Below are 22861 nucleotides of genomic sequence, written 5' to 3'. Positions count from 1 at the left end.
AGCCATGTCCACCAAGCCAGCCAAAGCCGCAAAGCCTGCCGCAAAGCTGCCCGGCATCAGTGACCGCAAGACCCTGCGCGAACGCGCCCGTCGCAATATCGAAGACGGTGCGATCACCGACAGCTACAGCGCCGACCGAAAGGTCGTGATCAAGCTGCTCAACGATGCGTTGGCCACCGAGTACGTGTGCGTGCTGCGCTACTACCGGCACTACTTCATGGCCAAGGGCATGCTGGCCGACGCGGTGAAAGCCGAATTCCTCGAACATGCACAGCAGGAACAGGCGCACGCCGGCAAGCTGGCCGAGCGCATCGTCCAGCTCGGCGGCGAGCCGGACTTCAACCCCGACACGCTGACCGCGCGCTCGCATGCCGAGTACAAGGAAGGCAGCGACCTGCGCGACATGGTGCGCGAGAACCTGGTGGCCGAACGCATCGCCATCGACAGCTACCGCGAGATGATCAACTTCATCGGCGACCGCGATACCACCACCAAGCGCATCCTTGAAGAGATACTGGCGCAGGAAGAGGAGCACGCCGACGAGTTCGCCGACCTGCTGGATGGGTGGATCGGGGAATAGCGGCCCCGCATACGCCTTGGTAGATGCCCACCTTGGTGGGCGCATTTATCGCGTGCCAACCAAGGTTGGCACCTACCAGAGCATGGATCCGTCGGGTCGCCGGGCCATTCCCAGCACCTACCGCAGGACGTTGAACCTTACCTGCGTCCACGCGCCATCGGCCGCCAGCGCGGTCAAAGTGTGTGCACCCGGATCGGCGAACTCGCGCTGCATCAACTGCGCGCCGTGGGTCTGTGCGATCCAGCGTCCATCCAGCAGCCAGTCCACCGCCTGCTCGCTGCCCAGCGCGCGCAGCTGCAGGCGCACGCCATGTTCGGCATTGGGTGCACGCGCCAGTGCAGCGCCATCATTGAGGCCATCGATGTGCAGGGCCACGCTGGCCTCACGCCCGTCGTCGCGGCAATCCGGCGACAGCGCCGGCAACTGCGAGGCAGCGCGTGTGGCCTTGGGCAGCCACGGTGACAACAACGCCGGCCAGCGCGCGATCTCGCGCGCTACTTCCTCATGTGGATTACGGCAATCGGCCGATACACGCAGTCCGGTCCGCGCATCAGCCAGGTAACGCTGCCGGCCCGGTTGCCAGCGCCGCGCCTCGCGCTCGGGGAAGGTCGGTGGTGCCGCGCCGTCCAGCAGATAGGCCGACATCCGCCGCTGGCACAGTGCCGTCGGCAGGCCTTCGGCGCGTTCGCCGGTTGGCCAGCAGATGTCTTCCTTACTGACGCTGGACGGCATCGGTGCCGCCGCTGAATCGCCGCGCTGGCGCGGCAGGCTGTCGACCACCTCGAACATCAGCGGCAGTGCAGTGACCGCACCGTACTGGCCGGGCAACGGCGTGCCGTCCGGTCGGCCCACCCACACACCCACGGTGTAGTGACGCGTGCTGCCAATCGCCCACGCATCGCGATAGCCATAGCTGGTACCGGTCTTCCAGGCTACGCGCGGGCGACCGCCAACATCGAAGGTGCCAGCGCTGTAGCCTGGGCGCGGGTTCGATTCCAGCATTTCGCGCACGATCCAGCTTGCGCCCGGCGAGGCCAGGCGCCGCTCGATCATCGGTTCGTCATCGGTGTAGCGCACACGTCCAGCAATGCCGTTGCGGTTGAGCGCCGCGAACGCGCCGACCAGATCTTCCAGCCGCGCACCGGTGCCGCCCAGAATCAAAGACAGGTTGGGCGTGCTGCCCGGCGGGAAGCGCAGCTGGATGCCGGAGTGTGAAAGCCGCGCAGCAAAGCGCGCAGCCCCGACCCGCTGCAGCAGGTCCACCGAGGGCACGTTGAGCGACAGGCGCAATGCGCTGGACGCGCCGATCGGCCCATTGAAGGCCATGTCGAAATTGCCGGGCCGGTAGCTGCCGAAACTCTGTGGCGCATCAACCAGCAGGCTTTCCGAATGGATCAGGCCATCGTCCAGCGCCATCGCATACAGGAACGGCTTGAGCGTGGAGCCCGGCGACCGCCAGGCCTGCACCATGTCGACGTGGCCGAGCCGCTGGCGGTCACCAAAGGACAACGTACCGACGTAGGCACGCGCCTGCAGAGTCTGGTTGTCGACCACCAGCAAGGCGGCCGAGGTGCGCTCGGGCAGCGTCGAGAAATAGCTGGCCACGCGTTCTTCCAGCGTGCGCTGCAGGCCGATGTCGATGCTGCTCTGGATACGCGCCTGGCCCGGATGCGCCGAGTGCAGGCGCTGCGCCAGCAGTGCGGCGTGCAGCGGAGGCCGCAGCGAGCGCGCCACCACGTTCTCGATGCGCGCATCCTGCACTTCCTCCGGCGTCCACGCGCCCAGTTCGGCCATGCGTGACAGCACCTTGTCCCGCGCCTTCTGCGCGGCTTCCGGGTGGCGGTCCGGGCGCAGCCGGCTTGGTGCCTGTGGCAGTACCGCCAGCAACGCGGCCTCGGCATGTGACAGCTGCGCCGCCGGCTTGCCCAGATAGGCCCAGCTGGCCGCTTCCACGCCCTCGATGGTGCCACCGTAGGGCGCACGCTCCAGATACAGGGCCAGGATCTGCCGCTTGCTCAGGTGAACTTCCAGCTGCACCGCGCGCAGCATCTGCTTGAGCTTTCCCCAGGGCGTGCGCGTATGCGGGTCGAGGATGCGCGCGACCTGCATGGTCAGGGTCGAGCCGCCGGAAACGATGCGACCACCGCGCAGCAGCTGGCCGCTGGCACGCAGGATGGCCAGCGGGTTGATACCCGGATGGCGCCAGAACCAGCGGTCTTCGTAGGTCAGCAGCGCCTGCAGGTACAGCGGCGAGACGCTGTCGATCGATGCCGGATAGCGCCACACGCCCTCGGCATCGGCGAACGCACGCAACGGCGTGCCATCGGCGGCGACCACCAAGGTGCTGGTATCGCGTTGCTTCGGCAGCGGTGGCGGGAAGGCGAAATCCAGCACCAGCAGCAGTGCCAGCAGGGCCGCCGTACCCCAGCGCAGCCACGGCCACAGCGGCCGCAACCGGCGGTGCAGGGCCGCCAGCCGGGTCGTCGTCGTGTTTCTCATTGCAGCGTGCCGGATTGGAGCTTGCCAGCGGGACGGGCCGCGCCGTCGCGGCCCGTCCGCGCGGTCACGGCTGTACCACCGTGATCGTGGTCGGGTTGCTGCGGCCGACGCCACGCAGCTGCGGCCGGTACATGTCTTCCACCAGCGGCGGCGGCACCGAGTAGGTACCCGGGGTCACCGCACGCACCAGATAGAACACGTTGGCCTTGCTGCCACGCGAGAGCTTCAGCGCGGCCACATAGCGGTCGTCGCGGAACTCTTCGTGCTTGGTGTCGGCAGCTTCGCCGCGGTCGCTGATGGTGATGCCATCAACCACTACGTCGGCCCACTGCTTGGCATCGCCCAGGTTGAAGTTCTCGATCTCCAGGCCGGCCGGCAGCAGGTCGGTCAGCAGTGCATCGGGCATCGTGGTGTCGGCGGTGACGGTGACGCGCACGATCAGCGCTTCGCCTTCCTTCAGCGGACGCGGCGACCACGGCTTGCCATCGGTGCCGAAGTAGCTGCGCTCAATGCCCAGCACGCTGTTGTCCGGTGCCGGCGCACTGCGCGGGATACCGGCAACGTCGATGCTGGCGAACATCGGCGGCTGCCCCTGCGGAGTGAAGCGCACGCCGCTGGCCAGCTCGCTGGCGCTGAAATTGCGGCCGAACAGCTTGCGCTCGCCGATGGCTTCGGTGTTGCCACCGATCACCAGCTCACCGGCCACCAGCGCCTTCTGATTGGCGGCCAGTGCCTTGCCAAGGCGGGCGATGGCCACCTGTTCCTGCGTGCTCAGCCACATCCAGCCGGCATTGCGGCGCGCATCCAGGCCACGGCCCAGATCCACCGCACGCGCATCCCAGGCCGGCTTGGCCAGCTTGTTTTCGTGGGTCAGCGCGATCATCAGCGCGTCATCACGGATGGCGCTGCCGTAGTCGCCGAAGTACGACGGACGTTCGCTGCTGGACTTGGCGAAGGCCGCGGCCAATGCCGCCTGGCCACGCTTGGCATCGCCCTGCAGCGACAGCGCCACGCCCAGATGGACCAGCGACAGGCCGCCGACCGCCTTGCTGCGCTCGTTGTCGTACAGCGTGCGCAGGGTACCCAGCGGCGCACGGTTGACCCTGGCCAGCACGTAGCCCGAATACGCCTGGTTGGCGAACTTCAGCTTCTCGCGGTCGTCCTGGCCGTAGAACTGATTGCCACCGGACAGCAGATCCTCGCTGAGACGGTTGAGCGCCTTCTGCAGCACGTTGTCGGGCACCGCGAAACCGGCGTCCTTCGCGTCGAGCAGGAACTCGGTGATGTACGGGGTCAGCCACGGGTTCACGTAGCCGTCGTCACCCCACATCGAGAAGTTGCCATTGGCCACCTGCATCGACGCCAGGCGGCCAAACGCACCTTCCATGCGCTCGCGACGGGTCTTGGCATCCAGCCCGTCGGCACCGAGCATCGACGACGTCGCCTGGTCCAGGATCAACGCAGCGTAGCCCTTGCTGGTGGTCTGCTCGGCACAGCCATACGGGTAGTTCAGCGCGCCCTGCAGTGCACTGGCGAACGGAATCGGCGGCAGCGGGCTGACCAGCAGGCGGGCATTCACCGACTCGGACATCAGGCCATCGGTCAGGCTGTTGTCGAGGCTGACCGCCGCCAGCGGATCAAGCGTACGTACCTGCGAACGCAGCACCTGCGGCCACGCCGCACGCACCGGCAGCTCGTAGCGGCGGTCGGCCTTGAAGCCGTTGCCGTCCACACGTACGCGCACCTTGGCCACGCTGTGGCCCTCACGCGCGGACAGCGGGAAACTCAGCGTTGTCTTGGCATCGGCATTCAACTGCACGCTGCGGCTGCCCTCGCCCAGGTTCAACGGGCCATCGGTGTCCACCTTCACGTTGAACTGGCCCGGCTTGCCGGTGAAGTTCTGCACGTCCAGGGTCACCGTGCTGCGGTCGCCCGGGGCCAGCACGCGCGGCATGCTGGCTTCGGCCAGGATCGGCGCGCGCACCACGGTTTCCACGTCGCGCTTGCCGTACTGGTCATCGCTGTAGACCAGCGCCGACACCCGCAGGGTACCGTTGAAGTCCGGCACCTTCAGGCGGATGCGGGCGATGCCCTTGGCATCGAGCTGCACCGGGCCGGAGAACAGGTCCACGGTCTGCACGCGCGCGGTCGGGCGCTTGGCCTGCGGCAATGCCTGCAGCGCCATGTCGCCACCGAACTTCAGCTTGCCGGCACCGCCGTCAAAGCTCTCGATCACCCGGCTGTAGATGTCATAGGCATCAATGCCGAGGCGACGCTGGGCGAAGAAGTGCGCACCGGCATCGGGCACCGGGAAGCGGGTGATGTTGAGGATGCCCACGTCCACCGCCGAGACGGTCACGTGCGCCATCTTGCCGGCCAGCTGCGGTGCACTGACCGTCACCGGCAGGTCCTGTTCCGGGCGCATCTGCTTGGGCGCCACCAGGCCGACCGCCACGGTGCGGCCCTTGCGGTCCATCGGCACGTGCACCACGCCCACGGCACGGGCTGGGGTGATCTTGCTCGGCGCACTGCCGCCACGGAACACCAGCGCGGTGATGTAGACGTCGTGGCGCTCCCAGTCGGCGGTGACTGGAATCTTGAAGGTCGACCCCGGCTTGGCGTCGATGTCCTGCACGTACAGCATGCGGTCGGTCTCGACCATCAGGATGCCCTTGCCGGCATGCGGCGGGGTCACCGTCACTTCCAGGGTGTCACCGGCCTTGTAGCCGGTCTTGTCCAGGCCCAGCTTGACCTTGTCCGGGCGCGCGTCCAAACCGCGGTTGTCGTCGCCCCAACTCCAGCCGGCACGGAACGGGTAGCGGCTGGTCAGGCCGGTGGACGGATCGAACACGTCCACCCGGTATTCGCCCCACTCCACCGGGAAATCGAAGGCGACCGCGCTGCTGCCGGCATCGACGGTGCGGGTTTCCTTGTTCTCGAAACGGCGGGTGAAATCGTAGTCCCAGCGGTTGTCGTTGAAGGTCCAGTGGTAGTCGCGCAGCTCGCGCACCAGGGTGATCTTCAGGCCCTTGGCCGGCTGCGATGCACCCGCTGCATCCACGCGCATCAGCTCGAAGCGCGCATTGCCGTTGGAATCAGCACCATCCTCGGGGTTGAACAGCGGGCGCACGCCAACCAGCGCGTTGGCCGGCCACATCACCCGCTTCAGGGTACGGGTGACGGTACGGCCACCGGTTTCATACAGGCTGCCGGACAGCACCACGGCGATCGGTGCCTTGGCCTTGGCCGCCTCTTCCGGCAACGCCACATCCTCACGCAGCTGGCCGTTGCCCGGCAGCGTGGTATCGATCACGTCCTTGGCTTCGCGCGGCAACTGCAGGGTCGGGTCACCGAAGAAGTAGCCCGGCAGGCCCTCGACCGGCTGCTGCTCGGCGGCCACCGCCATGCGCGCGGTGAAACGGTTGCCGTCGGCCGGCGCCCCGTACAGGTAGGCGCCATTGGCCTGCAGGCGCAGGTCCTCACCCGGCTTCAGCGTCTTCTGTGCGCTGTCCAGGTCCAGCTTCATGCGCTCGGGCAGGAACTCCTCGATACGCAGGGTCATGCCCTGGATCGCTTCCTTGCTCGCCGGGTCGGTGCGGAACTCGACCTGCCAGCGCCCGGTCGGCGCCTCGGCGGGGATCACCTGCTCGAAATTGATGTAGCCCTGCTCGCCCGGCTGCAGGCGGGTCTCGCGGAAGGTCTTGCCGTCGGGCTGCTTCAGGCGCAGGAACACCGGCTGAGCCTTGACCGGCTTGCCATCGTTGTCGCGCAGCAGGGCGGACAGGCGCACGGTTTCGCCCGGGCGATACAGGTCGCGCCCGGACCAGGCATAGACGTCGAACCAGGCATTGTCACGGCCGGCCACGGCGAATTCGCTCAGGTCCAGCGCCGGCTGGTTGAACGGCAGGAAGCTGGTGTCCTTGCCCGTGCTGGCGACCAGCACGTGGGTGGCATCCAGCGTGTAGTTCAGCAGCGCATTGCCGTTGCCGTCGGTGCTGCCCTTCAGTACCACCTCGCCCTTGGCGTCGAGCACGCGCAGGTCGATGCCCTTCAGCGGCGCGCCGTCCTTGAGGCCGGCGGTGTGCACGAACAGCTTGTCCTTGTAGGCACGGGTATGCAGGCCGATGTCGCTGACCGAGAAGAACGCGGTATCGAACTCGCCTTCGTAGTCACCGGTGCGCTTGAGCAGGGCAAAGTACAGGCCCGGCTCCTGCAGTTCCTTGATGTCCTGGGTCGGCAGGTAGGTCAGCACCCGCTCGTTCTTCTTGCCGCCGAGGATGAAGCGGTTGACGTAGACCGGCTCGGCCAGTTTGTTGATCGGGCTGCGTTCGTAGTCGCTGCTCAGCTCCCAGCTGCCACGGCGGCCGCCGCGCTGGTACTGGCTGAAGAAGGTCGGCAGGTCCTTCTCGCGCACGCGCAGGAATTCGACGTCAACCTCGGGCACGTTCACCGAGACCACCGGCAGGCCACGGCTGTCCTTGGCCGGCAGCACGCTGCCCTGCGAGGCGAAGCCGACCACCGGCTTCAGCTCGCCGCTGAACACCTTCTGCTTCAGTTCCATGCCCAGCCGGCTGCCATCGGCGGCCAGCAGGTCGGGCGAGACCACCAGGCTGAATTCCTTGCCGGCCTCCACGAACGGATAGCGCAGGGTCAGGCCGTCATCGGACAGCGTCCAGCTGCTGTCGTCGGTGCCGACCTTCTCTTCGAAGCGCACCAGCTTGTCGAAATCCTGGGTGCCGACCAGCGGGCGCGAGAACTCCAGCGCCAGCGACAGGCCGTCATTCTTCTGGTCCGGGTAGGCACGCAGCAGGGTGAACTCCTTCACCTGCTCGGCCTGGGTGGTGATGGCTTCACCGCTGGCCTTGGGCAGCTGCCCGCTGTCGTTGCGGCAACCGGCCAGGCCCAGCAACAGGCCTCCTGCCAGTACCGCCGCCGCCCATCCCCACCGCTTCCGCCGTGCCGGACCGCTCATGTCGTCACTCCTTGATCGAGGCGGCCATTATAGGCAGGCCGCGTCAAGGTGTTGACGCGAATTCGGCAATTGCCCGGGCGGGTAGTGCCGGCCGCTGGCCGGCGGAACCGGTAGTCGCCAACCTTGGTGGGCGTCGGCCATGCCAACCAAGGTTGGCACCTACCAAAGCAAGCCGAGCCACGTGCCCGGCAAGCAGGCGTGGTGTCAGATCCACCAAAGCGTTGCTACACCGGCAGGTACAGGTCCACGTAGTCGGTCACCGGCATTGCCGCTAGGGCCACCGGGTCCAGCGATGCGGCCAGGATGCGCTGCTGCTGGCTGGTCGGGAAGCGGTGGGCCAGGTGCCGGCGGAACTTGTCCATCAGCAGCGGAATGCCTTCCTCGCGACGGCGGGCATGGCCGAGCGGGTACTCCACCAGCACCTCCGGCAGCTCGGTGCCATCGGTGAAGCGCACGCTCAGGCCGTTGGCGATGCTGCGCTTGTCCGGGTCCAGGTAATCGGCGCTGAGCTGCGGGTCTTCATGGCAGGTCATCTTCGCGCGCAGCGCATCGATGCGCGGATCCGCCGCCACATCGTCCTCGTAGTCCTCTGCCACCAGCCGCCCATGCAGCAACGCGATGGCGACCATGTACTGCACGCAGTGGTCGCGATCGGCCGGGTTGTGCAGCGGCCCCTGCTTGTCGATGATGCGGATGCAGGCGTCCTGGGTCCGGATCGCGATGTGTTCGATGTCCTCGACGCGCCGCCCGGCCACGCGCAATTGCTGGTGCAGCGTGATCGCTGCCTCCACTGCGGTCTGGCCGTGGAACTCGGCCGGGTAGCTGATCTTGAACAGCACGTTCTCCATCACATAGCTGCCCAGCGGTCGCTCCAGCGTCAGTGCCTGGCCATGCATGGACACAGCCTCGAAGCCCCAGGTCGGTGCACTGAGCACGCTCGGATAGCCCATTTCACCCGTTGCCGCGATCAGCGCCAGGCGTACGCCACGGCTGGTGGCATCGCCGGCGGCCCAGCTCTTGCGCGAACCGGTGTTGGGCGCGTGCCGGTAGGTCCGCAGCGCCTGGCCATCGACCCAGGCCAGCGACACTGCATTGAGCATGCGTTCGCGATCCAGCCCGAGCAGCTGCGCCACCACAGCGGTGGTGGCGACCTTGACCAGCACCACATGGTCCAGCCCGACCCGATTGAAGGAATTCTGCAGGGCCAGTACACCCTGGATCTCGTGCGCCTTGATCATCGCCAGCAGCACGTCCTGCACGGTCGGCGGCGGGCGGCGCAGGGCCTGCGCGTTGCGACCCAGCCAATCGCAGACGGCAAGGATGCCGCCCAGGTTGTCCGACGGATGGCCCCATTCGGCGGCGAGCCAGGTGTCGTTGAAATCCAGCCAGCGCACCATCGCGCCGAGGTTGAACGCCGCCTGCACCGGGTCCAGCACGTAGTGCGTGCCCGGCACGCGCGCGCCGTTGACCACGCTGATGCCCGGCACCACGGGACCGAGCAGCTTGCTGCAGGCCGGGAAGGACAGCGCTTCCAGCCCGCAGCCCAGCGTATCAAGCAGGCAGTGGTGCGCGGTCTGGAACGCCAGCGGTGAGTCGATACGGGCGTCGCGCACGTAATCGACGATGTCCACCAGCAGCGCATCCCACGCTGCACGCTCGTTGGATGGGGTGGGGTTGTCGGACATCGTCGATCTCCTCTTCAGAAAAGCAGGTCAGGCCGCGCATCCCGGTAGTCGCCAACCTTGGTTGGCGCTGGACATTGCCCGGGCGGCGCCAATGCCATGCCAACCAAGGCTGGCATCTACCGAAGCGTGTGATGCCAGCGCCGACCTGCGGGTTACTCGGCCGGCACCCGCACCTTGCCTTCCATCAGCACGCGGGCGCTGCGGCTCATGATGGCCTTGGTCACTGTCCACTGGCCGTCAACGAAACCAGCCTGCGCGCCCACGCGCAGCGTGCCGGAAGGATGACCGAAGGTCACTGCCTCGCGTTCGCCACCACCGGCCGCCCGATTGACCAGGGTGCCCGGGATCGCTGCTGCAGTGCCGATCGCCACGGCGGCGGTGCCCATCATCGCGTGGTGCAGCTTGCCCATCGACAGTGCGCGCGCATGCAGGTCGATGGCCGAGGCCAGAATGGCCTTGCCGCTGGATGACACATAGTCCTGCGCCGGCGCCACGAAGGCGACCTTCGGCGTGTGCTGGCGGGTTGCCGCATCTTCCAGGTTCTTGATCAGACCCATGCGCAGCGCGCCATGCGCGCGGATGGTCTCGAACTTCTGCAGTGCGGCCTTGTCCTCATTGATCGCCGGCTGCAGCTCGGTGCCGGTGTAGCCCAGATCGGCAGCGTTGAGGAAGATCGTCGGGATGCCAGCGGTGATCATGGTCACCTCGAAGCTGCCCACGCCGGGCACTTCCAGGGTGTCCACCAGATTGCCAGTCGGGAACATCGCACCCGCATCGCCGTCGTCGGACGGATCAATGAATTCAAGCTGGATCTCGGCGGCCGGGAAGGTCACGCCGTCCAGCTCGAAATCGCCGATTTCCTGAACTTCGCCATCGCGCATCGGCACATGGGCAATGATGGTCTTGCCGATGTTGGCCTGCCAGATGCGCACGGTGCACAGGCCATCGCGCGGCACGCGGGCAGGATCGATCAGGCCATTGGCGATGGCGAACGGACCCACCGCAGTGCTGAGATTGCCGCAGTTGCCGCTCCAATCGACGAAGGCGGTGTCGATCGACACCTGGCCGTACAGGTAGTCCACGTCGTGGTCAGGCACCGAGGCAGTGGAGATGATCACGCACTTGCTGGTGCTGGAGGTGGCGCCCCCCATGCCGTCGGTCTGCTTGCCATACGGATCGGGCGAACCGATCACGCGCATCAGCAGCGCGTCACGCGCGGCGCCCGGCACCTGCGCGGCCTCGGGCAGGTCCTGCAGGCGGAAGAACACGCCCTTGCTGGTGCCGCCGCGCATGTAGGTGGCGGGAATTCGGAGTTGCGGAAGAAAATTCATCGTCGGATCCAAGCGTTTGGATTTCAGGAAATGTCTTGCATCAGTGCGTCAAGGCCACGATCAACGCACCACACCCGCATGACGTCCACGCGGTCCGGCAGATCGAGGTAGTAGACGAGATAGCGTTCAAAGCCCGGAACCTGCATGAAGCGCAAGAGTGCCGGCAACTGTGCGGCGAGGTCGGCATGGCGGACGGAACCTGACGCAGGGAACATCGCAATACGTTGAAGCGTGGCCTCCAGCTCGGCGAGAAAGCGCTGACCCAGTGCCAGCCCTCCCTGTCGTGCGTACCACAGCGCGGCGTCGGCTGCGTCTGTCCCGGCCCGGGGCCTCCATTCAATCGCCTTCACGCTCCATCCTTTCGGTCAGTTCGCGACGCATCCGCTCGAATGTGGCCGCAGTCACCGGAACGGCAGGCCCAGAAGCCAGCCCCTCGGCAATCAACTGCTTGAGCAGCTCTTCAGCCTTGCTGCGCTGACGCTGGCGGATCAGGTCACGCACATAATCCGACGTACTGGAGTAGCCGCCTTCGCGCACTTCCTCGTCCACGAACTGCTTGAGCGGATCGGTCAGCGAAATGTTCATGGTGGCCATGAAACTCTCCTTTGGCAGTTTTTGCCAAGTCAGTGTGCGCCCTGCCCTGGTGTCGGACAAGCCCGCCCCCGGCCTCCGGGGGCAGGCATTCAGTCCGGCATCACGCCACCTTGGCGCCTTCCAGGAAGTCCTGGGCGAAGCGCTGCAGCACGCCGCCGGCCTCGTAGATCGCCACTTCCTCGTCGCTGTCCAGGCGGCAGGTGACCGGCACGAGCACGTCCTGGCCGTCGCGGCGGTGGATGACCAGGGTCAGCTCGGCGCGCGGGGTGCGCTCGCCGATCACGTCGAAGGTCTCGGTGCCGTCGATGCCCAGGGTCAGGCGGGTGGTGCCCGGCTTGAACTCCAGCGGCAGCACGCCCATGCCGATCAGGTTGGTACGGTGAATCCGTTCGAAGCCTTCGGCCGTGATCGCCTCCACGCCGGCCAGGCGCACGCCCTTGGCGGCCCAGTCACGCGAGCTGCCCTGGCCGTAGTCGGCACCGGCGATGATGATCAGCGGCTGCTTGCGGTCCATGTAGGTTTCGATCGCTTCCCACATGCGCATGACCTTGCCTTCCGGCTCCACGCGCGCCAGCGAACCCTGCTTCACGCTGCCGTCGTCGTTGCGCACCATCTCGTTGAACAGCTTCGGGTTGGCGAAGGTGGCGCGCTGCGCGGTCAGGTGGTCACCGCGGTGGGTGGCGTAGGAATTGAAGTCCTCTTCCGGCAGGCCCATCTTCGCCAGGTACTCACCGGCGGCACTGGACGCCAGGATCGCGTTGGACGGCGACAGGTGGTCGGTGGTGATGTTGTCCGGCAGCACCGCCAGCGCGCGCATGCCAGACAGCGTGCGCTCACCGGCCAGTGCGCCCTCCCAGTACGGCGGACGGCGGATGTAGGTGCTCTGCGGGCGCCAGTCGTACAGCGGGCTGACCGCCGCACCGTGCTCCACGCGCACGTTGAACATCGGGTTGTAGACGCGGCGGAACTGCTCCGGCTTCACCGAGGCCTTCACCACCGCGTCGATCTCGGCGTCGCTCGGCCAGATGTCCTTCAGGCGCACCTCGTTGCCGTCGGTGTCCACGCCCAGCACGTCCTTCTCGATATCGAAGCGCACGGTGCCGGCGATGGCATAGGCGATCACCAGCGGCGGCGAAGCCAGGAAGGCCTGCTTCGCATACGGGTGGATGCGGCCATCGAAGTTGCGGTTGCCCGACAACACGGCGGTGGAATACAGGTCGCGATCGATGATTTCCTGCTGGATCTTCGGGTCCAGCGCGCCACTCATGCCGTTGCAGGTGGTGCAGGCGAAGGCGACGATGCCGAAGCCGAGCTTTTCCAGGTCCGGCAGCAGGCCGGCCTCTTCCAGGTACAGCTGCACCGCCTTCGAACCCGGCGCCAGCGACGACTTCACCCACGGCTTGCGCAGCAGGCCACGCTCGTTGGCCTTGCGCGCCAGCAGTGCGGCGGCGATCACGTTGCGCGGATTGGACGTATTGGTGCAGCTGGTGATGGCGGCGATGATCACCGCGCCGTCGGGCATCAGCCCCTGCGCCTGCTCGGCCTTGCCCGCTTCCAGCTTGGCTTCGTCGGCGATGCCGCGCTCGGCCAGCTCGGCGGTCGCCACGCGCTTGTGCGGGTTGGACGGGCCGGCCATGTTGCGCACCACGCTGGACAGGTCGAAGCGCAGCACACGCTCGTATTGTGCGGTGGCCAGGTCATCGGCCCAGAGGCCGGTGGTACGGGCGTAGTTCTCCACCAGAGCCACCTGCGATTCCTCGCGGCCGGTCAGGCGCAGGTAATCGATGGTCTGCCCGTCGATGTAGAACATCGCGGCGGTCGCGCCGTACTCCGGGCACATGTTCGAAATGGTGGCGCGGTCACCGATGGTCAGTGCCGCAGCACCCTCGCCGAAGAATTCAAGATACGCACCGACCACGCGCTCCTTGCGCAGGAACTCGGTCAGCGCCAGCACCACGTCGGTGGCGGTGATGCCCGGCTGCGGCCTGCCGGTCAGCTCGACACCGATGATGTCCGGCAGACGCATCCACGAGGCGCGGCCCAGCATCACGTTCTCGGCTTCCAGGCCGCCAACACCAATCGCGATCACGCCCAGTGCATCCACGTGCGGGGTATGGCTGTCGGTACCCACGCAGGTATCCGGGAAGGCCACGCCGTCCTGCACGTAGACCACCGGCGACATCTTCTCCAGGTTGATCTGGTGCATGATGCCGTTGCCCGGCGGAATCACGTCCACGTTCTCGAACGCCAGCTTGGTCCAATCGATGAAGTGGAAACGGTCTTCGTTGCGGCGATCTTCGATGGCGCGGTTCTTCTCGAACGCCTGCGGATCGAAACCACCGCACTCCACCGCCAGCGAGTGATCGACGATCAGCTGCACCGGCACCACCGGATTGACCTTGGCCGGGTCACCGCCCTTGTCGGCGATCGCATCACGCAGGCCAGCCAGGTCGACCAGTGCGGTCTGGCCGAGGATGTCGTGGCAGACCACGCGCGCCGGGAACCACGGGAAGTCGAGGTCGCGGCGGCGCTCGATCAGCTGCTTCAGCGAATCGCTGAGCGTGGCCGGATCGCAGCGACGCACCAGGTTCTCGGCCAGCACGCGCGAGGTGTACGGCAGGGTGGCATAGGCGCCAGGCTGGATCGCATCGACAGCGGCGCGCGCGTCGAAATAGTCCAGCGTGCTGCCGGGGAGGTTCTTGCGGTAATCGGTATTCATGGGCTGGCGGAGTGCTTGAGGCGGGCCGGGTGCCGGCGGTGCGGCGGCGAAAGCATCCGGCCGGCACGGGGCCGGCCGGATGGGTACAGCAGGTGGATCAGACGCGCTTGTCGATGGCGACGAAGTCGCGGTCTTCCGGACCGATGTAGTTGGCGCTCGGGCGGATGATCTTGCCGTCGATACGCTGCTCGACGATGTGCGCGCTCCAGCCGGCAGTGCGGGCGATCACGAACAGCGGGGTGAACATCGCGGTCGGCACGCCCATCATGTGGTAGCTGACGGCGCTGAACCAGTCCAGGTTCGGGAACATCTTCTTGATGTCCCACATGACCGTTTCCAGGCGCTCGGCAATGTCGTACATCTTCAGGCTGGACTGCTCTTCGGACAGCTCGCGGGCCACGTCCTTGATCACCTTGTTGCGCGGATCGGACACGGTGTAGACCGGGTGGCCGAAACCAATCACCACTTCCTTGCGCTCCACGCGGGCCTTGATGTCTTCCTCGGCCTCGTCGGGATTGTCGTAGCGCTTCTGCACCTCGAAGGCCACTTCATTGGCACCGCCATGCTTGGGACCGCGCAGCGCACCGATGCCACCGCAGATCGCGCTGTACATGTCGCTGCCGGTGCCGGCGATGACGCGGCAGGCGAAGGTGGAGGCATTGAATTCGTGTTCCGCGTACAGGATCAGCGAGGTGTGCATCGCCTTCACCCACGATTCCTGCGGCTTCTCGCCGTGCAGCAGGTGCAGGAAGTGGCCACCGATCGAGTCGTCGTCGGTTTCCACGTCGATGGCGCGGCCGTTGTGGCTCCAGTGGTACCAGTACAGCAGCATCGAACCGAGGCAGGCCATCAGCTTGTCGGCGATGTCACGCGCGCCCGGATGGTTGTGATCGTCCTTCTCCGGCGCCACGCAGCCGAGCACGGACACGCCGGTGCGCATCACGTCCATCGGGTGTGCCGACGGCGGCAGTTCTTCCAGCGCCGCCTTCACTGCTGCCGGAATGCCGCGCAGCGACTTCAGTTTGGCCTTGTACGAAACCAGCTCGGCGCGGGTCGGCAGCTTGCCGTGCACCAGCAGGTAGGCGATTTCCTCGAACTCGCTGGTGTTGGCCAGGTCCAGGATGTCGTAGCCACGGTAGTGCAGATCGTTGCCACTACGGCCCACGCTGCACAGCGCGGTGTTGCCGGCGGCGGTGCCGGACAGGGCGACGGACTTCTTCGGCTTGAAGGTCGGGGTTGCGGTCGTATCGTTCATGTTTCCCTCCGAAAACTTGATGGTGCAGGGTACTGCTTATTTCTTGGCGGCGAACAGTGCATCGAGCTGCTGCTCGAAGGCGTGGTAGCCGATGCGGTCGTAGAGTTCTTCGCGGGTCTGCATGGTCTCCACCACATTGCGCTGGTGGCCATCGCGGCGCACCGCCTGGTAGACGTTCTCGGCAGCCTTGTTGGCGGCGCGGAACGCCGACAGCGGGAACAGCTGGATGGCGACGCCGGCCGAGGCCAGTTCATCGCGGCTGAACAGCGGGGTGGCACCGAATTCGGTGATGTTGGCCAGCACCGGCACCTTCACCGCGTCGACGAAGCGGCGGTAGGTATCCAGGTCGTAGGCAGCCTCGGCAAAGATGCCATCGGCACCGGCCTCAACGCAGGCGATGGCGCGCTCGATGGCCTTGTCCACGCCGTCCACCTGGATGGCGTCGGTGCGCGCGATCAGGAAGAAGTCCGGATCGGTCTTGGCATCGGCGGCCGCCTTCACGCGGTCGACCATTTCACCCTGCGAGACGATCTCCTTGCCCGGGCGGTGACCGCAGCGCTTGGCGCCGACCTGGTCCTCGATGTGGCAGGCGGCCGCGCCGGCCTTGATCAGCGACTTCACGGTGCGCGCGATGTTGAACGCGCTCGGGCCAAAGCCGGTGTCGATGTCGACCATCAGCGGCAGATCGCAGACATCGGTGATGCGGCGCACGTCCACCAGCACGTCTTCCAGGGTATTGATACCCAGGTCCGGTAGGCCCAGCGAGCCTGCGGCAACACCGCCGCCGGACAGGTAGATGGCACGGAAGCCGGCGCGCTTGGCCAGCAGGGCGTGGTTGGCGTTGATCGCGCCGATCACCTGCAGCGGGGATTCGGCAGCCAGCGCCTCACGGAAGCGGGCACCGGCAGAGAAAGGGGCGGAAGCAGTCATGCGGCAATCCAGATTGAAGAACGGATGGGTAGGCGCAAGCACCATGCCAAGCTGCAAGCGATTGATTTCACGGGGATGACCGACACGCAGCCGCGAAACAGATGAAACATTGAAACAGATGTATCATGAAACATTCCGTCTGAACCCGCCGCCATGTACCTGCCCCGCTCGCCCCTGCGCCATGCCGATGCCGACCCCGGCCGACCGGTGATCTGGACGGTCAGCGTCTCGCGGCTGACCGGCCTGCTCGGCGACGTCATTCCCGAGTTCGACCGCCGCGCGCGCATCGAACAGATCAACCTCGGCTTCGAGGAAGCGGTGGATGTGATCGGCCAGCGCCTGCGTCGCGAGCACTGCGATGTGGTGATCGCGGGTGGCTCCAACGCCGCCTGGCTGCGCGGCCGGCTGGAGCTGCCGCTGGTGCCGATCCAGGCCAACGGCTTCGATCTGATGGAAGCACTGGCGCGCGCGCGACGCATCGCCAGCCGCATCGGCCTGGTCACCCACGCCAGCGACGTACCGGTGTTCAGCAACTTCCAGCAGAGCTTCGGCCTGGATATCGAGCATCGCCGCTTCGTAACCCGCGAGGATGCGCGCGACTGCATCGCCGATCTGCGCGCCAACGGCATCGAAGTGATCGTCGGCACCGGCATGGCCATCGACCATGCCGAGCAGGCCGGCCTGCCCGGGGTGCTGCTGTATTCGGCCGACTCGGTGCGGCAGGCGTTCGAACATGCACTGGAACTGACCCAGACCCTGGCACGTTCCGGCAGCAACCGCCCTGCCCCGCGCCGGCGCCCGACAGCGCGTGCCGATGCGCATGAACTGCTCGGCGACAGCGATGCGATGGCGCAGGTGCGCGCACAGATCGCGCTGTATGCCCCGCATGACAGCACCGTGCTGGTCACCGGCGAAACCGGCACCGGCAAGGAACTGGTTGCGCGCCAGCTGCACGCGGCCAGCGGCCGTCGAGGCCGCTTCGTCGCGTTGAACTGCGGCGCGATCAGCGAATCGCTGCTGGAAGCGGAGCTGTTCGGCTACAGCGATGGGGCATTCACCGGCGCACGCCGTGGCGGCCGTGTCGGCCTGATCGAGGCCGCAGACGGTGGCACCCTGTTCCTGGACGAAATCGGCGAATTGCCGCTACCGCTGCAGACCCGCCTGCTGCGGGTGCTGGAAGAACGCGAGGTACTGCGTGTCGGCGCCACCGAACCGACCCCGGTGGACCTGCGCGTGGTGGCCGCCACCCTGCAGTCGCTGGAACAGCGCGCGGCAGCCGGCAGCTTCCGCCGCGACCTGTACTACCGCCTGGCCGCGTTGCGTATCGCCCTGCCCTCGCTGCGTGCGCGGTGCGCGGATATCCCCTTGCTGGCACAGCACTTCTTTCGCCAGCTGCGCGGCATCGATGCGCCACTGGATGAGCATGCACTGGCGGTACTGACCGCCGCGGAGTGGCCCGGCAACGTGCGCGAACTGCGCAATCTGATTGATCGTCTGCGCATCCACTGGCAGCCGGGCGAAGGGCTGATCGATGCGGCGCGACTGCTGCAGCTGGCGCCCGAACTGGTGAACGAGGGCGTTGCAGCCTTGCCGGTGGAAAGCAACGGCAAGCGCCCGCCGCGTGCGCAGCTGGAAGCGCTGTTGCAGGAACATCGCAATGATCGCGAGGGGATGGCGCAGGCGCTGGGCGTGTCACGCACCACGCTATGGCGCTGGCTGCGCGCGGAGGGGTTGTAACCACTCGTTGCCTGGTGGGTGCGAACCTTGGTTCGCACCGCTCTTCCGTCAAGCATCTCATCCACGCATGGCGTGGATCTACCGGAACACACCAAATGCTACAGGCGCACTCCGGCTGCGCGCGGACGAGGAGCACTCACCGTACCCAGCGCGCCTCGATGGCGAACCGTCCACTCCCCACCGCCGCAATCCAAAGCAGCAACACCCCCAGCGGCACTTCGCTCAGGTAGAAGAACCAGCTCAACCAATCCGGCACGCTCAATCCTGCTGGAATGCGTGCGATGCCATCCGTCAATGCCGCCACCGCGCAGATGCCCGCCAGCAGCAATGCCGAAGGGCGACTGAGCAGGCCGAGCACCAGTAGGCCACCCGCAATCCATTCAATCGCCCCAAGCACCGGCGCACTGAACACCGGGAACGGGATACCCGCATCGACCAGCGTATGCACCATGCGCTCGCGTCCCGCGTCGGTGAACACCTTGTTCCAGCCGGACACGCAGAACATCACACCGGCGACGATGCGGGCAAGCAGCAGCAGGTAAGCCTCCACGCCACGACGCGGTGATGGCACGGCAAACAGGCAACGCCAGGAGGGCATGGCGACTCCGGAAATCGAGGGCATTCGTCGGAGTGTGCCGGTTGCTGGCCTGCTCGCAGATGAAGCTGACCAGTCCGTTCGCGACAACCTGCTCTTATAGAGCCAAGCCATGCTCGACTGCCTTGCGCGCCAGAGCACCCGCAGTCGAGCATGGCTCGACTCTACAACGACCGCCTGTCGGCCAGCAGCAGCTCGATTTCCTCCACCTGCACCACCGGCACCTGCCACGGGTGATGCGGCACGATGCCCTGTTCGAAGATGCGCTGCAGCCGCTGCGGATTCCGAGGCAGGCAGAATTCCAGACGCACGCTGTCGACCACCTCGGTGCGACCCGCCTCCCCCTGCACGGGCGACGCACCCACGCGCGGACGGAACTGTTCGAACCCCGGCGCCGACCACCACATACCGTGCTCGTAGTCGCCGGCCGCCAGCGCGTCCACCGCGAGGATGCCCTGCTTCACTGCATCCAGTGCTGCCGACGGCACGAACACCACCACACGGTACAGCGGCAGGCGTTGCATCAGGTTGCCTTACGGGTACAGCAGGCGCTTGCTCCAGCGCCCTTCGGCACCGGCTTCATAGCACCAGCGTTCGTGCAGGCGGAACTGCGCGCCGTACCAGAACTCGATGCGGTCGGGCACCACGCGCAGGCCGCTCCAGCCGTCCGGGCGCGGCACGTCCTTGCCTTCGAAGCGGGCTTCGATCTCGGCCACGCGCGCGTCGAATTCCTCGCGCGTCGCCAGCGTCTTCGACTGCTGCGAGGCCCAGGCGCCGATCTGGCTCATGCGCGGGCGGCTGGCGAAATAGGCATCGGCTTCAGCATCGGCGACCTGCTCGACACGGCCTTCGATGCGCACCTGGATACCCGCCTCGCGCAGGCTGCGCCACAGGAACAACAGCGCGGCCTGCGGATTGGCCTGCAGTTCCTGGCCCTTGTGGCTGTCCAGGTGGGTATAGAAGACGAAGCCACGCTCGTCGAAGGCCTTCAGCAGCACGGTACGCGCCGAGGGACGGCCCTGCGTATCGGCGGTGGCCACGGTCATCGCATTCGGCTCGACCTCGCGGCTCTGCTTGGCCTCGTCGAACAGGCCGGCAAACGTGGACAGGGCTTCGGCGTACAGGTCGCTCATGATTGCGTTCTTCTCACACGGATTGGGCTATTGTGGCTGCATGGCCGCTGCTGCGTATATGCCCCAGGTGAAAGGATTCCCCGAAACATTGGCCGAACAGGCGCTGGATGATGCGCTGGGCAGCGGTGCAGCGGTTCCAGTATTGGCGATCAGCGGCCTGCAGGGGAGCGGCAAATCGACGCTGGCCGCGCAGGTGGTGGCGCGCGCCCAGGCACGCGGCCTGAACGCGGCCACGCTGTCGATCGATGACGTCTACCTCACCCGTGCGCAGCGCCAGCGACTGGCCCGCCAGGTGCATCCGCTGCTGATCACCCGCGGCCCGCCCGGCACCCACGACCTGCCGCTGGCCCATGCCGTGCTGGACGCCGTGGCCACACGCCAGCCCTTCGCGATGCCGCGCTTCGACAAGCTGGCCGATGAACGCCTGCCCGAGGCTCAGTGGCCGCAGCTGCAGCAGCCATTGGACCTGCTGGTGTTCGAAGGCTGGTTCCTCGGCACACCGGCGCAGGATGACAACGCACTGGACAGCCCGCTGAACGCACTGGAGCGCGAGGCCGACGCCGATGGCCGTTGGCGCCGCTGGTGCAACCAGGCGCTGGCCCGCGACTACCCGGCGTTGTGGCAGCGCTGCGACCGCCTGTGGTTCCTGCAGCCGCCGGATTTCTCGGTGGTACCACGCTGGCGCTGGCAGCAGGAGCAGAACCTGCAGGCCGCGCAGCCGGGCCGACACGGCATGAGCCGGCCACAGCTGGAACGCTTCGTGCAGTACTACGAGCGGGTCAGCCGGCAGGCACTGCGCGCCCTGCCCGCCCTGGCCGACCACGTGGTGGTGCTGGACGGCCAGCGCCAGGTGCAGGACGTACGCTGAGCGCGCCTATTCCACCAGGAAGGTTACACGCAGGTTGACCCGCCATTCGGTGATTTCGCCGCTGCCATTGGTGACCACCTTGGTCTCGTTCACCCAGGCGCCCTGGATGCCCTTGACCGTCTCGGAAACCTTCTTCAGCCCGCTGCGCACGGCGTCTTCCACGCTTTTGGGCGAGGAGGTGGTGATTTCGATGACCTTGGCGACCGTCATGGCCTGTACTCCGGTTGGCGCGGGACACCCCGCAGGAACGCCTACCCTGACGTGAAGGACGTAAAGGCAAGGGCACGGAGGTGTTAGCATCAGAGGGCATGAATCCTGCTCCGAACCTGATCCTGATCGGCCCGATGGGCGCCGGCAAAACCTGCATCGGCCGCCGCCTGGCCGAGCGCTTCACGCTGGACTTCGTCGATGTCGACCAGGCCATCGTCGATGCCGCCGGCGCCAGCATCCCGACCATCTTCGAGCACTCGGGTGAAACCGGCTTCCGCAGCCATGAGCGCGAAGCCTTGGCCCGTGTGCTGGAAGGCCGCGGCCAGCTGGTCTCCACCGGTGGCGGCGCTGTACTGGATCCGGACAACCGTACGCTGATCGCCCAGCGCGGCTTCGTGGTCTACCTGCGGGTCAGCGTGGCCGCGCAGCTGGAACGCCTGGCCCGCGACAAAGGCAGGCCACTGCTGCAGCGCCCGGACCGCGAGCAGGTGCTGCACGATCTGGCTGCTCACCGCGACCCGCTGTACCGCGAACTGGCCGACCTCACCCTTGATACCGACCCGTATACCGCTGCCGACGCGACCGCCCACCTGGTGGTCAAGCTGGCCACGCAATGGCAGCGCCAGGACCTGACCGCATGACTTCCCCCGCCCTGCTGCAGGTCGCCGTTGGCGGCGACCGCCCCTACTCCATCACCATCGGCGCTGGTGCCCAGGCCGACGGCACCGCGCTGGCCTCGCATGTGCGCGGCCGCCACGTGCTGCTGCTCAGCGATAGCGAAGTGGCTCCACGCTACCTGGCCGCGGTGAAGCAGACGCTGCTGGCCGCACGCCCCGACCTGATCGTCGGCGAGCACGTGCTGGCCGCCGGCGAAGCCTCCAAGACCCTGGCCGAATTCGGCCGCACGATCGAAGCGCTGGCCGCGCTCGGCGCCACCCGGGATGCCTGCGTGTTCGCCCTCGGTGGCGGCGTGGTCGGTGATCTCGCCGGTTTTGCCGCGGCCTGCTGGATGCGCGGCGTGGACTGCGTGCAGCTTCCGACCACCCTGTTGGCGATGGTCGATTCGTCGGTGGGCGGCAAGACCGCGGTCGACATTCCGGCCGGCAAGAACCTGGTCGGCGCATTCCATCCGCCGCGCGCGGTCATTGCCGATACCCGCGTGCTGGCCACCCTGCCACCGCGCGAGCTGCGCGCCGGCCTGGCCGAAGTGGTGAAGTACGGCGCGCTGGGCGACGCGGTGTTCTTCGAATGGCTGCAGCAGCATGCCGATGCGCTGCTGGCCGGCGAGGATGCGGTACTGTCCGAAGCCATCGCGCGCAGCTGCCGGCACAAGGCCGCCATCGTCGAGCGTGATCCGTTCGAGAAGGGCGAGCGTGCCCTGCTCAACCTCGGCCATACCTTCGGCCATGCCATCGAGACCGAACAGGGCTACTCCGCCCCCGGCCGCGATGCGCTGAACCATGGCGAGGCGGTGGCGGTGGGCATGGTGCTGGCGGCGAAGCTGTCCACCGACCTGGGGCTGGCAGACGACGCCGATCGTGCGCGCCTGCAGGCATTGCTGGAACGCCTCGGCCTGCCGGTGGCGATCCCCGCAGGACTGGACCCGCAGGCCCTGCTCGGCCGCATGCGGCTGGACAAGAAGAACGTGGCCGGCCGCCTACGCCTGGTGCTGTGGCGCGGTATGGGCCGCGCCGAAGTGGTGCCGGACGTGGATGAGGCGGCGGTGCTGAAGGTCTGTCTCTTATACACATCT

18 protein-coding genes are annotated in these 22861 nt (G+C 66.8%); 5 read left to right on the top strand and 13 right to left on the bottom strand.

Going from position 1 to position 22861, the window contains the following annotated elements; all coding sequences use genetic code 11:
- Positions 1–4 precede the first annotated feature (4 nt).
- Complete coding sequence (locus tag AC5O77_RS15750) at positions 5–580, top strand: ferritin-like domain-containing protein (protein ID WP_317218238.1); 576 nt, start codon at positions 5–7, stop codon at positions 578–580.
- Positions 581–697: 117 nt separating this feature from the next.
- On the opposite strand, the gene pbpC is transcribed toward AC5O77_RS15750, so the two are convergent.
- From pbpC to prpB, 9 genes are all read right to left on the bottom strand, one after another.
- Positions 698–3079, bottom strand: a complete 2382-nt coding sequence (gene pbpC, locus AC5O77_RS15745) for a penicillin-binding protein 1C (RefSeq protein WP_478058168.1) — start codon at positions 3077–3079, stop codon at positions 698–700.
- A gap of 64 nt (positions 3080–3143) precedes the next feature.
- Positions 3144–8051 (bottom strand): alpha-2-macroglobulin family protein, encoded by a 4908-nt coding sequence (locus AC5O77_RS15740; protein WP_478058167.1) that lies wholly within the window; start codon positions 8049–8051, stop codon positions 3144–3146.
- A gap of 224 nt (positions 8052–8275) precedes the next feature.
- Complete coding sequence (locus AC5O77_RS15735) at positions 8276–9736, bottom strand: bifunctional 2-methylcitrate dehydratase/aconitate hydratase (protein ID WP_478058166.1); 1461 nt, start codon at positions 9734–9736, stop codon at positions 8276–8278.
- A gap of 152 nt (positions 9737–9888) precedes the next feature.
- Positions 9889–11067, bottom strand: a complete 1179-nt coding sequence (gene prpF, locus AC5O77_RS15730) for a 2-methylaconitate cis-trans isomerase PrpF (protein ID WP_478058165.1) — start codon at positions 11065–11067, stop codon at positions 9889–9891.
- A 23-nt stretch (positions 11068–11090) separates the two neighbouring features.
- Positions 11091–11417, bottom strand: coding sequence for a type II toxin-antitoxin system RelE/ParE family toxin (locus tag AC5O77_RS15725; RefSeq protein ID WP_125895325.1), 327 nt, complete (start codon positions 11415–11417; stop codon positions 11091–11093).
- Complete coding sequence (locus AC5O77_RS15720) at positions 11404–11661, bottom strand: type II toxin-antitoxin system ParD family antitoxin (RefSeq protein ID WP_006384133.1); 258 nt, start codon at positions 11659–11661, stop codon at positions 11404–11406. Before AC5O77_RS15720 ends, AC5O77_RS15725 begins: the two co-directional genes overlap by 14 nt.
- A 100-nt stretch (positions 11662–11761) precedes the next feature.
- Positions 11762–14380, bottom strand: coding sequence for a Fe/S-dependent 2-methylisocitrate dehydratase AcnD (gene acnD / locus AC5O77_RS15715; protein ID WP_478058162.1), 2619 nt, complete (start codon positions 14378–14380; stop codon positions 11762–11764).
- A 97-nt stretch (positions 14381–14477) separates the two neighbouring features.
- On the bottom strand, positions 14478–15635 hold the full coding sequence (gene prpC / locus AC5O77_RS15710) for a bifunctional 2-methylcitrate synthase/citrate synthase (RefSeq protein WP_478058161.1): 1158 nt from the start codon (positions 15633–15635) through the stop codon (positions 14478–14480).
- 36 nt (positions 15636–15671) lie between these two features.
- Positions 15672–16565: a methylisocitrate lyase gene (prpB, locus tag AC5O77_RS15705; protein ID WP_005418360.1), complete on the bottom strand. Its 894-nt coding sequence runs from the start codon at positions 16563–16565 to the stop codon at positions 15672–15674.
- 153 nt (positions 16566–16718) lie between these two features.
- Here prpB and prpR point away from each other — a divergent pair, with 153 nt between their 5' ends.
- On the top strand, positions 16719–18302 hold the full coding sequence (gene prpR / locus AC5O77_RS15700) for a propionate catabolism operon regulatory protein PrpR (RefSeq protein WP_478058160.1): 1584 nt from the start codon (positions 16719–16721) through the stop codon (positions 18300–18302).
- 136 nt (positions 18303–18438) lie between these two features.
- Here prpR and AC5O77_RS15695 read toward each other — a convergent pair whose 3' ends face one another.
- From AC5O77_RS15695 to pdxH, 3 genes are all read right to left on the bottom strand, one after another.
- Positions 18439–18900 (bottom strand): DoxX family protein, encoded by a 462-nt coding sequence (locus AC5O77_RS15695; RefSeq protein WP_478058159.1) that lies wholly within the window; start codon positions 18898–18900, stop codon positions 18439–18441.
- A gap of 161 nt (positions 18901–19061) precedes the next feature.
- Positions 19062–19421: a YqfO family protein gene (locus tag AC5O77_RS15690; RefSeq protein ID WP_478058158.1), complete on the bottom strand. Its 360-nt coding sequence runs from the start codon at positions 19419–19421 to the stop codon at positions 19062–19064.
- 9 nt (positions 19422–19430) lie between these two features.
- A complete protein-coding gene (gene pdxH / locus AC5O77_RS15685; RefSeq protein WP_032127805.1) occupies positions 19431–20030 on the bottom strand; it encodes a pyridoxamine 5'-phosphate oxidase in 600 nt (199 codons plus the stop codon).
- A gap of 40 nt (positions 20031–20070) precedes the next feature.
- Between pdxH and AC5O77_RS15680 the strand changes: the two genes are divergently transcribed.
- The gene (locus AC5O77_RS15680) at positions 20071–20898 is read left to right on the top strand and encodes a kinase (RefSeq protein ID WP_317217253.1); all 828 of its coding nucleotides are present in this window, start codon (positions 20071–20073) and stop codon (positions 20896–20898) included.
- Between the two features lie 6 nt (positions 20899–20904).
- Here the strand turns inward: AC5O77_RS15680 and AC5O77_RS15675 are convergent, their stop codons facing one another.
- The gene (locus tag AC5O77_RS15675) at positions 20905–21108 is read right to left on the bottom strand and encodes a dodecin family protein (protein WP_478058157.1); all 204 of its coding nucleotides are present in this window, start codon (positions 21106–21108) and stop codon (positions 20905–20907) included.
- A 98-nt stretch (positions 21109–21206) separates the two neighbouring features.
- Here AC5O77_RS15675 and AC5O77_RS15670 point away from each other — a divergent pair, with 98 nt between their 5' ends.
- On the top strand, positions 21207–21749 hold the full coding sequence (locus AC5O77_RS15670; protein WP_478058156.1) for a shikimate kinase: 543 nt from the start codon (positions 21207–21209) through the stop codon (positions 21747–21749).
- Positions 21746–22861: 3-dehydroquinate synthase (gene aroB / locus AC5O77_RS15665; protein WP_494506958.1), on the top strand; the 1116-nt coding region annotated here is incomplete at its 3' end. The genes AC5O77_RS15670 and aroB, both read left to right, overlap by 4 nt.

This window comes from Stenotrophomonas sp. INTA L402-1 (assembly GCF_059295135.1).
The sequence above is the reverse complement of the archived record's forward strand: the minus strand, read 5'-3'. Positions and strand labels throughout refer to the sequence as shown.